This is a genomic window from Streptomyces toyocaensis (assembly GCF_000725125.1).
Lineage (GTDB): Bacteria > Actinomycetota > Actinomycetes > Streptomycetales > Streptomycetaceae > Streptomyces > Streptomyces toyocaensis.
Genome location: NZ_JFCB01000023.1, coordinates 105,898 through 124,739 on the forward strand (window position 1 = coordinate 105,898; position 18,842 = coordinate 124,739).

An 18,842-nucleotide genomic window follows, 5' to 3' on the forward strand; every position below is an offset into this window, starting at 1 on the left:
AACCCGTCCGATCGGACCGGGTCGGTACCTGCAATATAGTACGGACATGACCGTGGAAAATAACGGACCGCTTCCCGGCAGCGGAGCGCGGCGCGTCCCGCTGTCCCGGCAGCGGAGCGGTGTCCTGCAGTACCTGCGCGGGCAGTCCGGTCCCGTCACCGCCACCGCCCTCGCCCAGGTGTGCGCGCTGCACGTCAACACCGTCCGCGAGCACCTGGACGCCCTGGTGGAGGACGGTCTGGCGGCCCGCGAGCGGTCCGCGCCGGCCGGACGCGGCCGGCCCGCCTGGCGCTACCGGGCCCGCCCGCCTCAGGAGTCCCCCGCCCGGGAGTACGCCGGACTCGCCGCCGTACTGGCCGCGCGGATCGCCCGCACCAGCGCCGATCCGCGCACGGACGCGCTGGCCGCGGGGGAGGACTGGGGACGTGTCCTGACCACCGGGCAGGAGCCGTCGGCGGATCCGCAGGAGGCGCGCAGGCGGCTGCTGGACCTCCTCGGGGAGATCGGCTTCGCGCCGGAGGCGGACGCGGAGGCGCGCCGCGTCCGGCTGCCGCGCTGCCCGTTCGTCGAGACGGCCCGCGAGCATCCCGGCGTCGTCTGCGGCGTCCACGAAGGGCTGGCCCGTGCCGCCCTCGCCGCCCTGAGCGCGAATCCCCAGGAGACCGAACTCCTCCCCTTCGCCCAACCAGGCGCCTGCCGCCTCCACCTGGACACCGGCACGACGGCGGGGGAGCGCCCGCATCCGGGTACCGGCGAGCCGGGGGAGGCCTCATGACCCCCGCCGGCCCGGCCGCCCGCCGCGTGGGTGCCCGCCGGGCGCCTCTGCTGCTGGCCGCCGGCGTCTGCCTGCTCGCCGGTCTGGACGCGGCCCTCGTCCTGCTCGGGCTACCGGCTCCGATCACCAGCGACCGTCTGCCCCAGGTCCACGGGATGCTGCTGGTCCTCGGTTTCGCCGGCACGCTGGTCGCACTGGAACGCGCGGTCGCACTGGGCGGCCGCTGGCCCTACCTCGCCCCCGCCGCGCTCGGCGGCGGGGGCCTGCTGCTGCTCAGCCCCGTGGACCTGGTCGTCCCGCGGCTGCTGCTCGTCGCCGGGGCCACCGTACTGGCCGTGCTGTACGTGCGGTTCTGGCAGCGGCAGCCCGGCCCCGCCCTGATCGCCCAGGGAGCGGGCGCCGTGTCGGCGCTCGGCGCGGCACTGCTGTGGCTGGGCGGCCTCGACGTCCCGCGCCTGCTGCCCTGGCTGGTCGCGTTCCTCGTCCTGACCATCGCGGGCGAGCGGCTGGAACTCGCCCGGGTGGCCCTCCTCGCCCCCCGCGCGGAGCCGGCCTTCCTGGCGTGCGCAGGCGCCGTCGTCACCGGCGTCGTCACCACGCTGATGTGGCCGGCCACGGGCACGCTGCTTCTCGGCGCCGCCCTGCTCGCGCTGGTCGCGTGGCTCGTCGTGCACGACGTCGCCCGCCGGCTGCTGCGCTCCACGGGACTGCCCCGTTTCTCCGCCGCGTGCCTGCTCGCCGGGTACGCGTGGCTGGGCCTGGCCGGCGCCCTGTGGCTGCTGGGCGGCCCGGTCGCCGGGGGGAGCCGCTACGACGCCGTCGTGCACGCGGTGTTCCTCGGCTTCGTGATGTCGATGATCATGGCGCACGCCCCGGTGATCCTGCCCGCCGTCCTGCGCCGTCCGCTCCCGTACCACCCCGGGCTCGCGGTGGCGGCCTGGCTGCTGCACGGCTCCCTGACCCTGCGCGTGGTCGTCGGTGACCTGCGTGAGCTCCGAGGGGCGTGGCAGCTCGGCGGGGCGCTCAACATCGCCGCGGTCCTGCTCTTCGTGCTGACGGCGGCGACCTCGTCGGTGACCGCGACCCGGCGTGCGGCCGCCTCCTCCGCCACGAGGCGTCCCGACGCCGACCCCGTGCCCGATCCCGACGCCGACGCCGACGCCGTGCCCGATCCCGACGCCGACGCCGTGCCCGGTCCTGACGCCGACGCCGTGCCCGGTCCCGACGCCGACGCCGACGCCGACTCCGTGCCCGGTCCCGAAGCCGATGCCGACGCCGACCCCGTGCCCGGTCCCGACGCCGACGCCGTGCCCCAACCCGACGCCGACCCCGTGCCCGCGCCCGTGCCCGCCGACCCGAGGAACGACCGGTGACCACGCAACTGTCCTCCCCCACGGCGAACGGGCCCGCCCCGAGGCCCCCCGGTCGCTCCCCGCGTGCCCTCTGGCACCTGGGCGTCAACGCGATCGTGGTGGCCTGGCTCGCCCTGTTCGCGGTGGTCGGCAGCGCCCACCACTTCCTGCCGCACGCCTTCTGGCTGCTCGTGCACTCCCTGCTGCTCGGGGCGGTCACCAACGCCGCCGTCATCTGGTCGGGCCACTTCGCCGCGTCCGTACTGCGGCTGCCGGAGGCCAACCGGGGCGCGCCCGCGGCACTGCGGCTGGCCTGCCTCAACGCGGGGGCCGTCGCCGTGATCGGGGGCATGTTCTTCGACCGCTGGCCCGCCGTGCTCGTCGGCGGAGGTCTGGTCGCGGCCGCCGTCACCGCCCACGCCGTGTGGCTGGTGCGGCTCCTGCGCCGGGCGCTGCCGGGCCGGTTCTCCATGACCGTGCGCTACTACATCGCCGCCGCCGCCCTGCTGCCCGTGGGCGCCGCGCTGGGCGTCGTCATGGCCCGCGGCGACCTCGGCGGTGACCTGCCGGAGCGGCTGCTGCTCGCCCACGAGATGATCAACCTGCTCGGCTGGGTCGGCCTCACCGTGGCCGGAACCCTCATCACCCTGTGGCCGACGATGCTGCGCACCCGCGTGGCGGACGGCGCGGAACGGGCCGGCCGCCGGGCCCTGCCCGTGCTGCTCGCCGGGCTCGGCGCGGCCGTCGCCGCCGCGCTGCTCGCACCCCCACCGCTGGCCGCTCCCGGTGTGGTCGTCCACGCCGCCGGGCTGGTGATCGCCGGTATTCCCTGGGTGCGCGAGGCCCGGACCAGGGCTCCCCGTTCCTTCGCCGCCTGGTCGGTGGCCGCGGGCAGTCTCTGGCTCGCCGGGTCCCTGCTGCTCCTGGCCGGCATCCTCCTCTCCACGACGTCCTGGATCACGGTGGGGGAGCGCACGTCGATGCTCACCGCGCCGCTCGCCGCCGGCTGGATCGCCCAGGTGCTGCTCGGCGCCCTCAGCTTCCTCGTCCCGGTGGTCCTGGGCGGCGGCCCCATGGCCGTGCGGGCGGCCACCACCGGACTCGAACGGGCCTGGCCCGCCCGACTGACCGTCACCAACGCCGCGCTGCTGCTCTGTGTCCTCCCGGTGCCGTCCGTGGTCCGGGTGGTCTGCTCGGTGCTGCTGCTGGTGATGCTGCTGTACTTCCTGGTCCTGCTGCTCCTCACCGTCGTACGGGGCATACGGAACCGGCGGAAGGCAAGGGCCGAGCCGGTACCTCCGCAGGCGCCCGCTCCCGCTCCCGCGCACCGTGTGCTCGGGGGCGTGGCCCTCGGCCTCGCCGTGGTGATGCTGGCCGTCGCGGGCGGCGGCGCGGCGGACGTGCGGTCGCTGCCGATCCTGGAACGGTCCGCGGCGACGAGTGCGGACGGCGGGGAGGTGACGCCGACCGGCCGCACCACCACGGTCGAGGTGACGGTACGGAACATGCGCTTCGCCCCGGCCGCCATCGACGTGCCCGCGGGCGACCGCCTGGTGATCGAACTGCACAACACCGGTACCGACACCCACGACCTGGTGCTGGAGACCGGCGCCCGCACCGACCGGATCGCCCCCGGAGGGCGGGCCACGCTGGACGCGGGCGTCGTCGGCCGGAACCTCGACGGATGGTGCTCGGTGGTGGGACACCGGCAGATGGGCATGGTGTTCGGGGTGCGGGTCACCGGTGACGCGGGCAACAGCGCGTCGGAAGGAAGCGAGAGGAGCGGGGAGAGCGAGGAGAGCGGGGGAACCGCACACGACCACGGCGGGACGGCGGCCGAGGGCACGGGCGAATCCGCCGCGGACGCCTTCGACCCGATGGCCGAACCGGCCGACGGCTTCACCGCCCGCGACGCCCAACTGCCGCCCACTGCCGAAGGATCAGGTCCGCAGGTGCACAGGCGGACCCTCACCGTGAGGGAGGCGGAGGCCGAAGTCGCCCCCGGTGTACGGCAGACGCTGTGGACCTTCGACGGAACGGCCCCCGGGCCCGTGCTGCGCGGCCGCGTAGGGGACACCTTCGAGATCACCCTCGTCAACGACGGGACCATCGGTCACTCCGTCGACTTCCACGCCGGGGCGCTGGCACCGGACAGGCCGATGCGCACCATCCAGCCCGGCGAGTCGCTGACGTACCGCTTCAAGGCCACCCGCAGCGGGGTGTGGATGTACCACTGCTCGACCATGCCGATGTCCCTGCACATCGCCAACGGCATGTTCGGCGCCGTCGTCGTCGACCCGCCCGGCCTGCCGCGTGTCGACCGCGAGTACCTGCTGGTCCAGTCGGAGTACTACCTCGGCGAGCAGGACGGCACCGCCGACCCGGCCAAGGTGAACGCCAAGGAACCCGACATGGTCGCCTTCAACGGGTACGCCGGCCAGTACGACCACGACCCGCTGACGGCGAAGGCCGGCGAGCGCGTACGGATCTGGGTGCTGACGGCCGGGCCGAACGTGCCGAGCGCCTTCCACGTCGTGGGCGGGCAGTTCGACACGGTGTTCCGTGAGGGCGCGTACGACCTGCGGCCGGGCGGCCCGGAGCGAGGCGGCGCACAAGTCCTCGATCTCGCCCCCGCGTCGGGCGGCTTCGTCGAGCTGGCCCTGCCCGAGGCAGGCAACTACCCCTTCGTCACCCACATCATGACCGACGCGGAACGGGGCGCGCACGGCGTCCTCCGCGTGCGCTGAACGGGCCGGATGGGCCGAACGGCCCTGAGCGGCACCCCGACGGACCCATGCGGCCGCCGGGGCGCCGCTCCTAGGCTCGCGGGGAACGCACCGCGCGATCCCCGCCGTTGTGAGTGAGGCCCCTGGTGAAACGCCGCCGTGATCTGCCGCTCGTCTACTCCTGCTCGGGCTGTTCGAGCGCGGCTCAGATGACCAACTGGATCGCGGTCCAGCTCGACCGGCGCGGCATCGCCGAGATGTCGTGCATCGCGGGTGTCGGCGGGGATGTGCCGAGCCTGGTCCGCAAGGCCCGCAGCGACCGGCCGGTCATCGCCGTCGACGGATGTGTGCTGCAGTGCGCGCGCAGCTGCCTCACGCGGCAGGGCGTGACGCCGGCCGTGCACCACCTCCTCAGCGACGACGGCGTGCGCAAGCGGCTGGGGGAGGACTTCGACCCGGAGCAGGCCGAGCAGGTGCTCGACGGGCTGATCGTCCGGATCGAGAAGGAGATCGGGGGCGCACAGAAGCCGGTGGAGCCGGGGGAGCCCGCCGAGCCACGGGAGCCGGTCGGGCCTGCCGGAGCGGTCGTGGATCCCGTCGGCCGCTGATCCGTGCTTCGCCACAGCCGGCGCTCCGCCTCCGCCGCGTCGATCCGCTCGGTGGGGGCGGAGCGCCGGTCGGGTACGCGCCCCACGCGTGACCGGCCCGCACGACAGCGGCCCCCCGCCCGTGAGGGCGAGGGGCCGTGACGAGGACGGGACGGTGAATCAGCCGCGCTGGATGCCCGAGGTGTCCTGAAGGACGCCGCGACGGCCGTCCTGCGTCTGCGCGACGAGCGCCTGACCACGCTGCTCGACCGCCAGGTACCAGGTACCGGGCGCGAGTTCGGCGATCGGAGTGGGCGAGCCGTCCTCCGGGAACAGCGGCCGCGGCACCGGCACGGCGAACCAGAACGGCGAGAAGTCACCGGCGGGCGCCGGGGCAGCGGGCTGGCCCTGCTGCGGCTGGCCCGGCTGCGGCTGGCCCGGGAAGGGCTGCTGCCCCGGCTGACCGGGCTGGCCCTGCTGCGGCTGACCGCCGAAGGGGGCCTGCTGCTGCGCACCCGCGCCCGGGTAGCCGTAACCGCCGGGCGGCTGGGCGCCGTAGGGCTGCGGCGCCGCGGGACGGGCGGCCGGGAGGAGGGGACCCTTGAGGGCGGGTACCAGGGGCGAGGCGATCGCGGCGGCGGCCATGAGGGCGGCGGCGATGAAGGCCAGGATCAGTCCCATGCCGGCGCCGATCTCGGTGGAGAAGCCGCCCGTGCCGTCGAAGCCGCCGACCGGGTCGAAGAGGTTGCCGAGCGCGCACCAGGCGGCGAACACCGTGAAGGCGACGCCGAACTGGCCGAGGTCGAGGCCGGCGACCTTGCGCGGCTGCGACAGCCCCCGGGACACGACGACGAGCGCGGCGCCGATGATCCCCGCCAGCACGACCCCGAGCACCACCGGGCCGCTGTCCCACAGGCTGGGCATGTCCGCGTCGTCCGGGGCGTTGTCGAGCGAGTACAGATCCAGGAACGACGCGATGAACAGCAATACCGCTGCTCCGATCACCACGCCGTCGCCTCGAGTGAGGGAGCGGATATTCACTTCAGGTCCTTCGTAGGTCGTCTCGTCGTCGGAAGAGGCGTCGCTGTCACCAGGTCACCCGAAGGGTCCGGTGCGAAGCGCGGGGGTGGCCCCTCATCGTACGGGCGACACTATCGTCCGTACGATCGGGCTGTCCGCCCGGATCAGTGCGCCGATCCCTGCCCGCGCAGGAAACTCACGATTCCGCCGGAAATCCCTCGCGCCGCTTTCTGCCGCCAGGCACCGCTGCTCAGCAGCGCCGCGTCCTTGCTGTCGCGCATGTTGCCGCACTCGATGAACACCTTGGGAACCGTTGACAGATTGAGACCGCCGAGGTCCTCACGCGTGACGAGACCGGTACCGCCGCCGACGTAGTTGGAGGGCGCGCTGCCGGTGACCCGCACGAAGGTGCCCGCGATGCGCTCCCCGAGTTCGCGCGAGGGCCCGACGACGGGACGGGTGTCGGCCGCGCCGGCGTTCACGGCACCCGGGAGGATCACGTGGAAGCCGCGGTTCCCGGTGCCGGAGCCGTCCGCGTGGATCGAGACGACGGCGTCGGCCTCCGCCTTGTTGCCGATCCGGGCCCGTTCGTCCACGCACGGCCCGAACGGCCGGTCGGCGTCCTGCGTCAGTTTCACGGTGGCGCCCTGCTTCTCGAGGAGCGTGCGCATCCGGTGGGCCACGTCGAGGGTGAACTCGGCCTCGGTGTAACCGTCGTTGGTGGACGTGCCGGTGGTGTCGCACTCCTTGCGGTTCGTGCCGATGTCCACCTGGCGGTTGATCTCGCCGGCGTGCCGGAAGTTGCCCGGGTTGTGCCCCGGGTCGATGACGACGACCTTGCCTCTGAGGGGGCCGGACGGGCCGGGAGCGGACGCCGGGGAGGACGCGTCGGGCTTCCCGTCCCCGGGGCCGCCGGACGGCGACGCGCTCCCGGCCGAGGGCGACGGCGTACGCGCGGAGGCCGACGCGGACGCGGAGACGCCCGCCTGCCCCTCCTCGTCGCCCGGCCCGCCCACGGCCGCGTACACCGCCCATCCGAGCAACGCCCCGGGCACGAGCGCGGCGAGAGCCACGGTCAGGGGGCGCCGCCGGGACCGCGGGGGCCGGGGTGGATCGAAGCCGGGACCTGTGTACGACACGCCGTCACCCTAGCGCCGGCCCTCGGACGCCCGCGCCGGTGCGGCGCAGGACGCGCAGCGAGCCGGTCGCCGAGACCTCGCTGAAGGCGCCGGACGCGACGGCGCGGAGGTACACGCGGTAGGGGGCCTGGCCGGTGAACTCGTCGACCGGGTCGGGGAAGACGTCGTGGATGACCAGCAGGCCACCCTCGGCGACGTGCGGGGCCCAGCCCTCGTAGTCGGCGGTGGCGTGCTCGTCGGTGTGGCCGCCGTCGACGAAGACGAGGGCGAGCGGGGAGCTCCACAGGGCGGCGACGCGGGGGGAGCGGCCGACCAGGGCGACCACGTGGTCCTCCAGTCCGGCCCGGTGCAGCGTGCGGCGGAAGGTGGGGAGGGTGTCCATCAGGCCCAGCTCGGGGTCGACGGTCTCCGGGTCGTGGTAGTCCCAGCCGGGCTGCTGCTCCTCGCTGCCGCGGTGGTGGTCCACGGTGAGCGCGGTGACACCGGCCGCGCGGGCCGCGTCGGCGAGCAGGACCGTGGAGCGGCCGCAGTAGGTGCCGATCTCCAGGAGGGGCAGACCCAGCCGTCCGGCCTCTGCCGCCGCCGCGTACAGGGCCAGGCCCTCGTCCACGGGCATGAAGCCCTTCGCCGCCTCGAACGCGGCCAGGACGTCGGGCCCGGGTGCCGTCGGCATGGGTTCCGCGTTCGGCATGGGGCCTGCCTCTTCCGGGGTCGTCCGTGTGTCCACGCGCCCATGCTGCCGTACCCGCCGCCCGGCCGCGCGACAGGGGTACCGACGGGTAACCGGCGGTGGGCGCTCCCGCGGGCGGCGGGGCGGGCGCCCGCGTCAGGCGGAGACCGTCTCGCCCGGCAGGGCCAGGTCCAGGTCGACCGGGTGCGGGCCGCCCGTGTGGGCGGCGGGGGAGGCGAGCGGGGCGTGGCCGGCGGCCCGGGCGGACAGCACGTACGGGCCCCGCGCGGGGACGGGGAGGGCGTAACTGCCGTCGTCGGCGGAGACGGTGGAGCCCGCCCGGCGGCCGCGCCGGTCGGTCAGGGTGACCTCGGCGCGGGCGACCGGAACCCCGGCCGCGTCCAGGACGCGGCCCCGGAAACCGCGCAGCGCCGCCTGGGCGCGCTCCAGGTTCGCGTCCTCCTCACTGCTCGCCCGCAGCTGCGGATGCGCCGGCGGGCGGCCCGAGGGCAGGAACAGGGCGAGGGCCAGGCCCACCGCCACCGCCGCCGTCGCGATCACGAAGGAGAGGCGGAAGCCGTGCAGGGTCGGGATCTCCACCCCGCCCACGGTGTCCGCCGTGTTCGCCAGCACCATGCCGACGACGGCGCTCGACACCGACGTACCGATGGAACGCATCAGGGTGTTGAGGCCGTTCGCCGCGCCGGTCTCCGAGGCCGGGACCGCGCCGATGATCAGCGCGGGCAGGGAGGAGTAGGCGAGGCCGATGCCCGCGCCGAGGACCACGGAGGTGACGACGGTCTGCCAGGCGGCGTCCATCAGCCCGAGGCCGCCGGCGTAGCCGGCCGCGATGATCAGCAGGCCGAGGATGAGGGTGGTCTTCGGGCCGTACCGGGCGGACAGGCGGGCGTAGACGGGTGCCGTGAACATCATCGTCAGGCCCAGCGGGGCCACGCACAGGCCCGCGACGACCATCGACCGGCCGAGCCCGTGGCCGGTGGCGGCGGGGAGCTGGAGCAACTGCGGCAGGACCAGGGAGACGACGAAGAAGGAGACGCCGACCATGATCGACGCGAGGTTGGTGAGCAGGACCTCGCGGCGCGCGGTGGTACGCAGGTCCACCAGGGGCGCGGCGACGCGCAGCTCCATCACGCCCCACAGCAGGAGGACCGCGGCCGCCGCGCCGAGCAGGCCCAGCGTGGTGCCGGAGGTCCAGCCCCAGTCGCCGCCCTTGGAGACGGGGAGCAGGAGCAGCACAAGACCGGCGGACAGGCCCAGCGCGCCCGGCAGGTCGAAGGTGCCCGGGGCGCGCACCGGGGACTCCGGCACGACGGCCAGGGTGAGGGCGATGGCGAGGACGCCGAGGCCCGCCGCGCCCAGGTAGAGGACGTGCCAGTCTGAGTACTGGGCGACGAGCGCCGCGGCGGGCAGGGCGAGACCGCCGCCGACCCCTATGGAGGAGCTCATCAGGGCCATCGCCGAGCCCAGCCGCTCGCGCGGCAGCATGTCGCGCATCAGGCCGATGCCGAGCGGGATGGCCCCCATCGCGACGCCCTGGAGCGTACGGCCGGCGATCATCAGCAGCAGGTCGCTGGTGAGCGCGCTGACCAGCGCGCCCACCACCATCACGGAGAGGCTGGCGACCAGCATGCGCCGCTTGCCGTGGAGGTCGCCGAGCCGGCCCATGATCGGGGTGGACACGGCGCCGGACAGCAGGGTCGAGGTGAGGACCCAGGTGGCGTCGGCGGGGGTGGTGTCGAGCAGCAGTGGCAGGTCCTTGATGACCGGGACCAGCAGGGTCTGCATCACCGCGACGACGATGCCCGCGAAGGCGAGCACCGGGACCACGGCCCCGCCCGCTCTGCCGGAAGGACGGTCGGACGTCGTCTGGGTCATGAAGGGTGCCTCCGGGGCCGGCCGTGCTCACAGGTACGTGCAGAGCGAACCCCGTACACCGAGGCAACTATTCCGTCGCCTCGGCATTCCCGCGACGTCTTGACCGTTCCTTGGGACCCGGAGGGGATCGGCGATCACCCGGATGAGCGCCCCGGCGGGCAACGCGGGTGCCCCGGACCTACGTTCAAGCCGTCCCCCGTACACCCTTCCTCGCGCCTCGAGCGGACTCGACCTCTCCTGCCCGCACAGGCCGAGAACAAGGAGAGTGAGGTACCTGCCGATGCGCAGGAAAGCGATAGCCGTGCTCGGTCTGCTGGCGCTGACCGCGGGCGCCGCCGGCTGCGGTGCCGGTGAAGCCGCCTCGTCCGCCCCCGGGACCGAGCGGAGGCCGCACGCCGCCCCCCGGTCCGGGACCGGACAGGACGCCTTCTACGACTCCCCCGACCAGGACCTCGTCGCCAAGGCGGCGCCGGGCGAGATCCTCAGGTCGCAGCCGATCCCGGCACCGGCGTCGTCCCTGCTGGGATCCGCCGTCTCCCGGGCGGAACGCATCATGTACCGCACCACGGACGAGCGCGGCAATCCGGTCGCGGCGACGGGGTTCCTGCTGCTGCCCAGGAAGGCGCCCCGGAACGAGGACGGCTGGCCGCTGATCTCCTGGGCGCACGGGACGACCGGCCTCGGGCCCATGTGCGCACCCTCGCGGACCGAGAGCCTCGGCGGAGTGACTCCCCTGCTGGTGAAGTGGCTGCAGGAGGGCTTCGCGGTCGTCGCCGCCGACTACCCCGGCCTCGGCCCCGAGGGCCAGGTCCACGGCTTCCTCCACCTCCGTGCGGAGGGCCGGTCCGTCGCCCACGCCGCGCTGGCGGCACGCAACGCCGGGGGCAGGGCGGTGAGCGAGAAGTGGTTCGCCGTGGGCCTCTCCCAGGGTGGTCACGCCGCCCTGGGCGCCGGCGAAGAGGCGGCCGAGGCGAAGGGCATGCGCTTCCTCGGCACCGCGGCCTTCGCTCCCTCCTCCCACCTGTCCACCGCGCTCAAGGAGGCGGTGGACAAGCAGGTGAACGGCGTGTCCCTCGAAGGACTGCGCGGACTGATCGCCTACATCGGCGCCGGCGCTCACGTCTTCGACCCCGAGAAGTTCCCCTACGACGCCCTGCTGTCGCCCGAGGTCGCCAAGGAGATGGCACGGCCCGCCGTGCACAACCTCTGCCTGGACCAGATCGACGAGTACCTCTCCCTCTTCGCGCCCGAGGAGACGGCCGGGACCCTCAACCCGGACTGGTACGAGAACAGTCCGGCGCTCAGGGAGTGGCTGGACTCCCTGAACCCGGCACGGCGGACGTCGGCCGGCCCGGTGCTCGTCCTGCAGGGCGAGGACGACAAGGTGGTGTCCCCCGAGGGCACCAGGAAACTGGTCGCCGAACTGTGCGCCGAGGAGAACGTCGTCGACTCGAAGTCGTACCCCGGCGTGGACCACGTGGGCGTGATGCCCACCGGCCTGCGGGACCTCGGCACCTGGATGCGGGACCGGCTGGAGAACACCCGGCCCACCAGCGTCTGCCCGGCCGGATCCCCCGCGACCCGGGGCAAGTGACGCCGCGGCCACCGGTACCCGGGGACCAGGACGAAATGCCGATGCGGGGACCAGGAACCGGTTGAGAGCATGGCACCCATGCTCGAGACCACCGGCACCGCCCGTCCGCCCGTCCGCACCTCACCCCCCACATGGCTGGTGGTGGCCCTCGCCTGCGCCGGGCAGTTCCTCGTCGTCCTCGACATCTCCGTGGTGAACGTCGCGCTGCCGTCCATGCGGACCGGGCTGGGTCTCGACGAGCAGGGACTGCAGTGGGTGGTGAACGCGTACGCCATCGCCTTCGCCGGCTTCATGCTGCTCGGCGGACGCGCCGGCGACCTCTACGGGCGCAAGCGCATGTTCCTCGTCGGCCTCGGCCTGTTCACGCTGGCCTCACTGGCGGGCGGGCTGGCCCAGGAGGGCTGGCAGCTGCTGCTGGCGCGGGCGGCGCAGGGGCTGGGCGCTGCCGTGCTGGCGCCCTCCACGCTCACCCTCGTCACCTCGGCCGTGCCCGAGGGCGCGGCACGGGCCCGGGCCATCGCGACCTGGACGGCCGTCGGAGCGGGGGGCGGCGCGGCCGGCGGGTTCGTCGGCGGGGTACTGGTGGACGCGCTGTCGTGGCGGTGGGTGCTGCTGATCAACGTGCCCGTCGGGGCGGTGGTGCTGGCCGGGGCCGCCCGGTGGCTCGCGGAGAGCCGGGCCGGTGACGGGCGGCGGCTCGACCTGCCGGGCGCGGTGCTGGTGACGGCCGGTCTCGCCACCCTGGCGTACGGCATCTCGCAGACCGAGGCCGAGGGCTGGACGGCGGGTGCCACCCTGGTGCCGCTGTGCGCCGGGCTCGCGCTGACCGCGCTCTTCCTCCTCGTCGAGGCCCGGGCCAAGGCCCCGCTCATGCCCCTGGGGCTGCTGCGGCTGCGGTCGGTGGCCTCGGCGAACGTGGCGATGTTCCTCAGCGGCTCCGCGATGTTCTGCATGTGGTACTTCATGACCCTGTACGCGCAGAACGTCCTCGGCTACAGCCCGCTCGAGGCGGGACTCGCCCTGGTGCCGAGCTCCCTCGCCGTGGTCCTCGGCTCCAAGCTCGCGCCCCGCCTGATGCGGACGGCGGGACCGCGCGCGGTGGCGGTGCTCGGCACGGTGGTCGCGCTGGCCGGCTTCGGCTGGCAGTCGACGATGACCGCGGACGGGGCGTACCTCACCGCGATCATGTTCCCCGGCATCCTGATGATGCTGGGCGCGGGCCTCGCCGGGACCCCGCTCGCCGCACTGGCCACGTCCGGCGCGGCCCCCGAGGAGGCCGGCCTGGTCTCCGGCCTGGTCAACACCTCCCGCACGATGGGCGGTTCCCTCGGCCTTGCCGTCATGTCCACCATCGCGGCGGCCCACACGGCGGGAGACCGGACACCGCAGGCCCTCACGGAGGGATACGCCCTGGTGTTCGCCACGGGGACCGCCGTGCTGGCGGCCGGCGCGGTCCTGATGTGGGTGTGGCTGCCGCGGCGGCCGGCGGAATCTCCCTGAATCCGACACATGCCCGCGGTGTCGCGGCGTCCGGCACGCACTCTCCCGGAGGGGGACCCCCGGCCGCGTTGCCGGAACGCCCACGGGGCTCCTTCCCCGCTGCCGGCTTCGCTCGAGCGGGGGCACCCCCGTCGAGGACGCTCCGGCGCCTTGCGACCGCACGCGCCGGACGCCGCTCCTTCTCCCGCGCTCATGTGCCAGACACCCCCCGGAACGCCGGGCCGTACGGGCGGCGGCCGGCCGCCCGCGGCCGGTCGCGGGGTCGTTGCCGGTGCCGGGCGCCGCGGAGGGCGTCCACACGGCCGCGGGCCGTTCCGCCGGTGGCGGCCGCGAGAGACCGCAGCCGGCCGGTGCCGCCGCCGCGCGGTACGGGGCCGGGCCCGCACGGTGCGGCGTAGCCGCCTGTACGGTCTCCGGCGGGACCCGCGTCCCGGCCGGCACGCCCGGCGGGCGCCGGGCCCGCGCCCCACGGGGTGCCCGCACCCTCCGGTGATCAGGAGACGCATGCCCCTCGACGCAGCCACGGCACTCGCCGCCCCGCCCCGGACCCGCGCCATCTCCTGGACCCCCAGGGACGTCCTGCTCTACCACCTGGGCATCGGCGCGGGCCGGCCCGCCACCGACCCCGGCGAACTGCGCTACACCCTGGAGTCCCGGCTGCACGTCCTGCCGAGCTTCGCCACCGTCGCGGGCGGCGGACCGCCCGGGGTGATCGCCGGGCTGTCCATGCCCGGTGTCGACGTCGACCTCGCCCGCGTCCTGCACGGCGGGCAGTCCCTCACCGTGCACCGGCCTTTGCCCGCCGAGGGCACCGCCACCACCACCGACCGGATCACCGCCGTGCACGACAAGGGCACGGCCGCGGTCCTCGTCCTGCGCACCGAGGCCGCCGACGCCGACGGCCCGCTGTGGTCCTGCGACGCGGAGATCCACGTACGCGGCGAGGGCGGCTGGGGCGGTGACCGCGGCCCGTCCGTACGGCGCGAGGCGCCCCCGGGACCGCCGGAGCGGACCCGCGACCTGGCCGTCCGGGAGGACCAGGCCCTGCTCTACCGTCTCTCCGGAGACCTCAACCCCCTGCACGCCGACCCCGCGTTCGCGGCCCGTGCCGGATTTCCCCGCCCCGTCCTGCACGGGCTGTGCACCTACGGCATGACGCTCAAGGCGGTCGTCGACACCCTGCTCGAAGGTGACGTCACGCGCGTCCGCTCCTGCGCCACCCGGTTCGCCGGGGTCGTGTACCCGGGCGAGACGCTGCGGATCCGGATGTGGCGCGGGGACGGAGAGGTGCGGGTGACCGTGAGCGCGGTCGAACGGGGGGACGCGCCGGTGCTCACGGACGCCGTCGTCGGGCACCGCTGAGCCGGTGGACGGCGAACGGCCCCGCCCACCGTCGTGCGACGGGGCGGGGCCGTTCGTGGTGCGGTGCGGCGCCTCGGCCTGACGAGACGTCAGGCATCCGTCTCCGCGTGCTCGTTCTGCTCCGCCGGCCTGCGGTGACGGCCACGCGGGGACGTGTCGGCCTCCTGTGTGGAAACCGGTCCCCGGTGCCTGCCGTGCCCGGCGGCGGCCTGCCCGTCCTCGACGGACTGCGCCTGGTGCGTCATGACGTCGCTCATCGGAAGGAATTCACCCCGTAAACATGATCTTTCCTACAGCCGGGCGAGTCTAACCGGCACACGACGCCCCGAATCCAGGCGGCCACGCCGACCGCCACTATTTCGTTACAAGCCGTCCCAGAGGCGCCTGTTGGAGGGGCACCGGCCGGGGCGCCGAGGGCGGCTCGGCCGGGTACAGCGCCACCGTCGGCCCCGTGGGGGGCGGCAGTTCACCGGGCGGGAACCCCGACTCCCCTCCGGAGGGGCGGGGTTCGCCGTCGTCCGCGGCCACCGGGAGCTCCAACGGCGGACGGACGTCCAGCCCCTCCGCCCGCCGCTCCTGCCCCGGCACCCTCAGCACGGCCACCCCGCACCGCACCGACCGGTTGGCGTACGGCAGCCGCAGCGCCCCGTCCGCCGTCCACAGCCCGGTGCCGGTCAACCACCCGGCGGGCGCCCGGACATGGCGCACCCGCCGCTCCGCCGGCCGCCACAGCCCGACCCAGCTGCCGGACGCGCCGTCGACGCGCAGCGCCACCCCGCAGCCCTCCGGCGTCAGCATCTGGCCCGGCTGGACGGCGAACGGCGTCACCGTGCAGTCCGGCAGTCGCAGGCACTGAGGGAACCGCACCGGCAGCGTGCTGCCCAGCACCCCCCAGCCCAGCCGGTCCCGCCCCGGGGAGGGCGCGTCCGAGCGGATCAGCAGCAGCCCGCTGTCCGGGTCGGCGAGCAGCACCCGGTCGTCGCTCCCGTCGGCGATCTGCAGCAGCGGCGACATCTCACCGCCGCGCCCCAGGTCCACCACCACCGCCTTGGTGCACCCGCCGGTCTCCCGGTCCAGGGCCAGCATCCGCCCCGCCCGGTCCAGCCACACCCCGCCCGAGCAGCGGCCCGGCACCTCGGCGACCCGCTCGGGTCCGAACGCGCCCCCCGCCACCAGCCACACCGCCGCCGACCGCGGGCCCGCGGCGAGGGCGTACGCCCGCCGCCCGTCCGGCGCGGGCGGCAGCAGCCGCAGCCGGGTCTCCTCGTCCGGGCACTCGACCGCGCCCAGCGGCAGCTCACCGGTGCCGGGACCGGCCGGGTAGAGCAGGGAGAAGGCGTGCCGCCCGTCCACCAGCCGGTGGATGAGGACCCGCCCGTCGCTCAGCGGCTGCACCTCCGTGCCCGGTTCCTCGGGCTGGTTGCCGGGCAGCGGCACGGCGTAGGGCTCGGGGCCGTCCAGGGTCCAGCGCTCCGGGAAGAGGGAGTCGCCGGCGAGGGCGAGGCGTGCGGCGTAGCAGCCGTCCGCGGTGATGGCGCAGCCCGCGCGCCCGGCTCCGTCCTCGCGTCCCGCCGCAGGTTCGATGGCACAGACCGTCATCGTTCGGTCACCTCCGGTGACGAACGGTAGTTTTCGCGTTCACGGGCCGGGGAGAGGTGGGCCCCGCTTCACACGTAAGGGTGCTCCAGGAACGATTCGCCTGAGGAAGGACGGGGGGCTGTGCTCCCCGGAGCCGGTACTGCCGTACGAAACAGCCAGGTAGCCTTGCAACCGTGCCCCGTCTGTCAGAAGTCATCGCCGCGCTGGAGAACCTGTGGCCCGCCGAGCGGGCCGAGTCCTGGGACGCGGTCGGTACCGTCGTGGGCGAGCCCGGCCAGGAGGTCACGCGGGTCCTGTTCGCCGTCGACCCGGTCCAGGAGATCGTCGACGAGGCGGTGAAGCTGGACGCCGACCTTCTCGTCACCCACCACCCGCTCTACCTGCGCGGTACGACCACGGTCGCGGCCTCCACCTTCAAGGGCCGCGTGGTGCACGCCCTCATCAAGAACGACATCGCGCTGCACGTCGCCCACACCAACGCCGACACCGCCGAACCGGGTGTCTCCGACGCCCTCGCCGGGGCGCTGGACCTCCGGGTCGTCGGACCCCTCGTGCCGGACCCGTCCGACCCCGAGGGCCGCCGCGGACTGGGCCGCGTCTGCGAACTCGACCGTCCGCTGACCGTCCGCGAGCTCGCCGCCCGCGCCGCCGAACGGCTCCCCGCGACCGCGCAGGGCATCCGTGTCGCCGGCGACCTCGACGCGCCCGTCCGCACGATCGCCGTCAGCGGCGGCTCGGGCGACAGCCTCTTCGACCACGTCCGGGCCGCCGGCGTGGACGCCTTCCTCACCGCGGACCTGCGCCACCACCCGGTGTCCGAGGCCCGCGCCCAGAGCCCCCTCGCGCTGCTCGACGCGGCGCACTGGGCCACCGAATGGCCCTGGTGCGAGCTGGCCGCAGCCCAGCTCGACGAGATCTCCGACCGTCACGGGTGGGACCTGCGGGTCCACGTCTCCAGGACGGTCACCGACCCCTGGACCGCCCACGCGGCGTCCAGCGCCACCACCGATACATCTGGAGCCCCCAACTGAACGCCGCGCCCGCCGACCAGATCCGACTCCTCGACGTCCAGGACCTCGACGTCCGCCTCCAGCAGCTCGCCCACAAGCGCCGGTCGCTGCCCGAGCACGCCGAGATCGAGTCGCTGAGCCGGGACCTCACCCAGCTGCGCGACCTGCTCGTCGCCGCGCAGACCGAGGAGAGCGACTGCGCCCGCGAGCAGACCAAGGCCGAGCAGGACGTCGACCAGGTGCGCCAGCGCGCCGCCCGCGACCAGAAGCGCCTCGACTCCGGTGCCGTCTCCTCGCCCAAGGACCTGGAGAACCTCCAGCGCGAGATCACCTCCCTCGCCAAGCGGCAGGGCGACCTCGAGGACGTCGTCCTCGAGGTGATGGAGCGCCGCGAGTCCGCGCAGGAGCGGGTCGCCGAACTGACCGAGCGGGTCGGCTCCGTGCAGGGGAGGATCGACGACGCGACCGCCCGCCGGGACGCCGCCGTCGAGGAGATCGACGGCGAGGTCGCCTCGATCACCAAGGAGCGCGAGGTCGTCGCAGGCTCCGTGCCCGCCCCGCTGCTGAGCCTGTACGACAAGCTGCGCGGGCAGCAGGGCGGCATCGGCGCGGCGAAGCTGTACGCCCGCACCTGCCAGGGCTGCCGCCAGGAGCTCGCGATCACCGAGCTGAACGAGATCCGCTCCGCCGCCCCCGACACGGTGGTGCGCTGCGAGAACTGCCGGCGCATCCTGGTGCGCACGTCGGAGTCGGGCCTGTAGGGGCGTCAGGCGTGCGGGAGTTCATCGTCGAGGCGGACGGCGGGTCGCGGGGCAACCCGGGGCCCGCGGGCTACGGGGCCGTGGTGAGCGACGCGGCGACGGGGGAGACCCTGACGGAGACGGCCGAGTACCTCGGCGTCGCCACGAACAACGTCGCCGAGTACCGGGGCCTGCTGGCCGGCCTGCGCGCCGCCCGCGCGCTGGACCCGCGGGCCCGGGTCCACGTCCGGATGGACTCCAAGCTCGTCATCGAGCAGATGACGGGCCGCTGGAAGATCAAGCACCCGGCGATGAAGCCGCTCGCGGCCCAGGCGGCGGACGTCTTCCCGCCGGAGCGGGTGACGTACGAGTGGATCCCGCGCGAGCGGAACAAGCACGCCGACCGCCTGGCCAACGAGGCGATGGACGCGGGCAAGCGGGGCGGCACCTGGTCGCCCACGACCTCCCGCGCCGACCTGGACACGCCGGCGGCACGACCGGTGACGCCCGAGGCGTCGGGCCCGCCCGGGGACGCGAGGGCGGGCGCGGCCCGCGTCCGCGCCGCGCTGACGTCATCCGCCGGTGCCGCGGATTCCCGACCCGAGGGGTCGGACACCGAGCCCGTCACGGCTGCCGCTCCGGTGGACGCCGGTCCGCGGGCCGCCCGGGACACCGCCGGTGCCGGTGCACACGGCGCCGGGGCGGACGCCGATGTCCCGGCGACGGGCGCGGGTGCGGGTTGGGAAGGCGCGCCTGCCCGGGGCACCGCCGGTGCCGGTGCACGCCGTGCCGCGGCGGACGCCGATGTCCTGCCCGCGCGGGAGCCGGGTCCGGGCGCCGGTGTCGACCGGGCCGGGGCCGTGGCGCCGGAC

At 74.8% G+C, this 18,842-nt stretch carries 16 protein-coding genes; 10 read left to right on the forward strand and 6 right to left on the reverse strand.

All coding sequences use genetic code 11. From position 1 onward, the window contains the following. Nucleotides 1-46: 46 nt before the first annotated feature. The 4 genes from BU52_RS22980 to BU52_RS22995 all read left to right on the forward strand — a co-directional run bounded on the left by BU52_RS22980 (nt 47) and on the right by BU52_RS22995 (nt 5,461). A complete protein-coding gene (locus BU52_RS22980; protein ID WP_063830027.1) occupies nt 47-775 on the forward strand; it encodes a helix-turn-helix transcriptional regulator in 729 nt (242 codons plus the stop codon). Continuing rightward, nucleotides 772-2,148 (forward strand): hypothetical protein, encoded by a 1,377-nt coding sequence (locus BU52_RS22985; RefSeq protein WP_063830028.1) that lies wholly within the window; start codon nt 772-774, stop codon nt 2,146-2,148. Before BU52_RS22980 ends, BU52_RS22985 begins: the two co-directional genes overlap by 4 nt. After that, nucleotides 2,145-4,874, forward strand: a complete 2,730-nt coding sequence (locus BU52_RS22990; protein ID WP_200881257.1) for a multicopper oxidase domain-containing protein — start codon at nt 2,145-2,147, stop codon at nt 4,872-4,874. The genes BU52_RS22985 and BU52_RS22990 overlap by 4 nt, the downstream gene beginning before the upstream one ends. A gap of 125 nt (nt 4,875-4,999) precedes the next feature. Further along, nucleotides 5,000-5,461, forward strand: a complete 462-nt coding sequence (locus BU52_RS22995) for a putative zinc-binding protein (protein WP_200881258.1) — start codon at nt 5,000-5,002, stop codon at nt 5,459-5,461. 159 nt (nt 5,462-5,620) lie between these two features. Here BU52_RS22995 and BU52_RS23000 read toward each other — a convergent pair whose 3' ends face one another. The 4 genes from BU52_RS23000 to BU52_RS23015 form a co-directional block, all read right to left on the reverse strand. Next, nucleotides 5,621-6,481, reverse strand: coding sequence for a membrane protein (locus tag BU52_RS23000; protein WP_037937469.1), 861 nt, complete (start codon nt 6,479-6,481; stop codon nt 5,621-5,623). A gap of 143 nt (nt 6,482-6,624) precedes the next feature. Further along, nucleotides 6,625-7,599 (reverse strand): N-acetylmuramoyl-L-alanine amidase, encoded by a 975-nt coding sequence (locus tag BU52_RS23005; RefSeq protein WP_037937471.1) that lies wholly within the window; start codon nt 7,597-7,599, stop codon nt 6,625-6,627. 4 nt (nt 7,600-7,603) lie between these two features. After that, complete coding sequence (locus tag BU52_RS23010) at nt 7,604-8,272, reverse strand: class I SAM-dependent methyltransferase (protein ID WP_037937506.1); 669 nt, start codon at nt 8,270-8,272, stop codon at nt 7,604-7,606. A 153-nt stretch (nt 8,273-8,425) separates the two neighbouring features. Continuing rightward, the gene (locus BU52_RS23015) at nt 8,426-10,165 is read right to left on the reverse strand and encodes an MFS transporter (RefSeq protein WP_037937473.1); all 1,740 of its coding nucleotides are present in this window, start codon (nt 10,163-10,165) and stop codon (nt 8,426-8,428) included. A gap of 280 nt (nt 10,166-10,445) precedes the next feature. Here BU52_RS23015 and BU52_RS23020 point away from each other — a divergent pair, with 280 nt between their 5' ends. The 3 genes from BU52_RS23020 (at nt 10,446) to BU52_RS23030 (ending at nt 14,621) form a co-directional block, all read left to right on the forward strand. Next, nucleotides 10,446-11,759 carry a prolyl oligopeptidase family serine peptidase gene (locus BU52_RS23020; protein ID WP_157847909.1) on the forward strand — a complete coding sequence of 438 codons (1,314 nt, stop codon included), beginning with the start codon at nt 10,446-10,448 and terminating at the stop codon, nt 11,757-11,759. A 69-nt stretch (nt 11,760-11,828) separates the two neighbouring features. Further along, nucleotides 11,829-13,259 (forward strand): MFS transporter, encoded by a 1,431-nt coding sequence (locus BU52_RS23025; protein WP_051858532.1) that lies wholly within the window; start codon nt 11,829-11,831, stop codon nt 13,257-13,259. A 504-nt stretch (nt 13,260-13,763) separates the two neighbouring features. Next, nucleotides 13,764-14,621 carry a MaoC/PaaZ C-terminal domain-containing protein gene (locus BU52_RS23030; protein WP_037937475.1) on the forward strand — a complete coding sequence of 286 codons (858 nt, stop codon included), beginning with the start codon at nt 13,764-13,766 and terminating at the stop codon, nt 14,619-14,621. 89 nt (nt 14,622-14,710) lie between these two features. Here BU52_RS23030 and BU52_RS35760 read toward each other — a convergent pair whose 3' ends face one another. Together BU52_RS35760 and BU52_RS23035 are read right to left on the reverse strand one after the other, a co-directional pair. After that, nucleotides 14,711-14,878, reverse strand: a complete 168-nt coding sequence (locus BU52_RS35760) for a hypothetical protein (protein WP_167343537.1) — start codon at nt 14,876-14,878, stop codon at nt 14,711-14,713. 97 nt (nt 14,879-14,975) lie between these two features. After that, nucleotides 14,976-16,220, reverse strand: a complete 1,245-nt coding sequence (locus BU52_RS23035; protein ID WP_037937476.1) for a hypothetical protein — start codon at nt 16,218-16,220, stop codon at nt 14,976-14,978. A gap of 173 nt (nt 16,221-16,393) precedes the next feature. On the opposite strand from BU52_RS23035, the gene BU52_RS23040 reads away from it, so the two are divergent. The 3 genes from BU52_RS23040 to BU52_RS23050 form a co-directional block, all read left to right on the forward strand. Continuing rightward, on the forward strand, nt 16,394-17,251 hold the full coding sequence (locus BU52_RS23040) for a Nif3-like dinuclear metal center hexameric protein (RefSeq protein WP_037937479.1): 858 nt from the start codon (nt 16,394-16,396) through the stop codon (nt 17,249-17,251). Beyond that, entirely contained in the window at nt 17,248-17,991 is a 744-nt protein-coding gene (locus BU52_RS23045; protein WP_037937509.1) for a zinc ribbon domain-containing protein, read from the forward strand. The genes BU52_RS23040 and BU52_RS23045 overlap by 4 nt, the downstream gene beginning before the upstream one ends. A gap of 11 nt (nt 17,992-18,002) precedes the next feature. Then, nucleotides 18,003-18,842: reverse transcriptase-like protein (locus tag BU52_RS23050; RefSeq protein WP_235216405.1), on the forward strand; the 840-nt coding region annotated here is incomplete at its 3' end.

Bases quoted from the DNA above. Each gene is read 5' to 3' on its own strand.
- BU52_RS22980 (WP_063830027.1), top strand. From the start codon at position 47: ATGACCGTGGAAAATAACGGACCGCTTCCCGGCAGCGGAGCGCGGCGC.
- BU52_RS22985 (WP_063830028.1), top strand. From the start codon at position 772: ATGACCCCCGCCGGCCCGGCCGCCCGCCGCGTGGGTGCCCGCCGGGCG.
- BU52_RS23010 (WP_037937506.1), bottom strand. From the start codon at position 8,272: ATGCCGACGGCACCCGGGCCCGACGTCCTGGCCGCGTTCGAGGCGGCG.
- BU52_RS23015 (WP_037937473.1), bottom strand. From the start codon at position 10,165: ATGACCCAGACGACGTCCGACCGTCCTTCCGGCAGAGCGGGCGGGGCC.
- BU52_RS23020 (WP_157847909.1), top strand. From the start codon at position 10,446: ATGCGCAGGAAAGCGATAGCCGTGCTCGGTCTGCTGGCGCTGACCGCG.
- BU52_RS23025 (WP_051858532.1), top strand. From the start codon at position 11,829: ATGGCACCCATGCTCGAGACCACCGGCACCGCCCGTCCGCCCGTCCGC.
- BU52_RS23030 (WP_037937475.1), top strand. From the start codon at position 13,764: ATGCCCCTCGACGCAGCCACGGCACTCGCCGCCCCGCCCCGGACCCGC.
- BU52_RS35760 (WP_167343537.1), bottom strand. From the start codon at position 14,878: ATGAGCGACGTCATGACGCACCAGGCGCAGTCCGTCGAGGACGGGCAG.
- BU52_RS23035 (WP_037937476.1), bottom strand. From the start codon at position 16,220: ATGACGGTCTGTGCCATCGAACCTGCGGCGGGACGCGAGGACGGAGCC.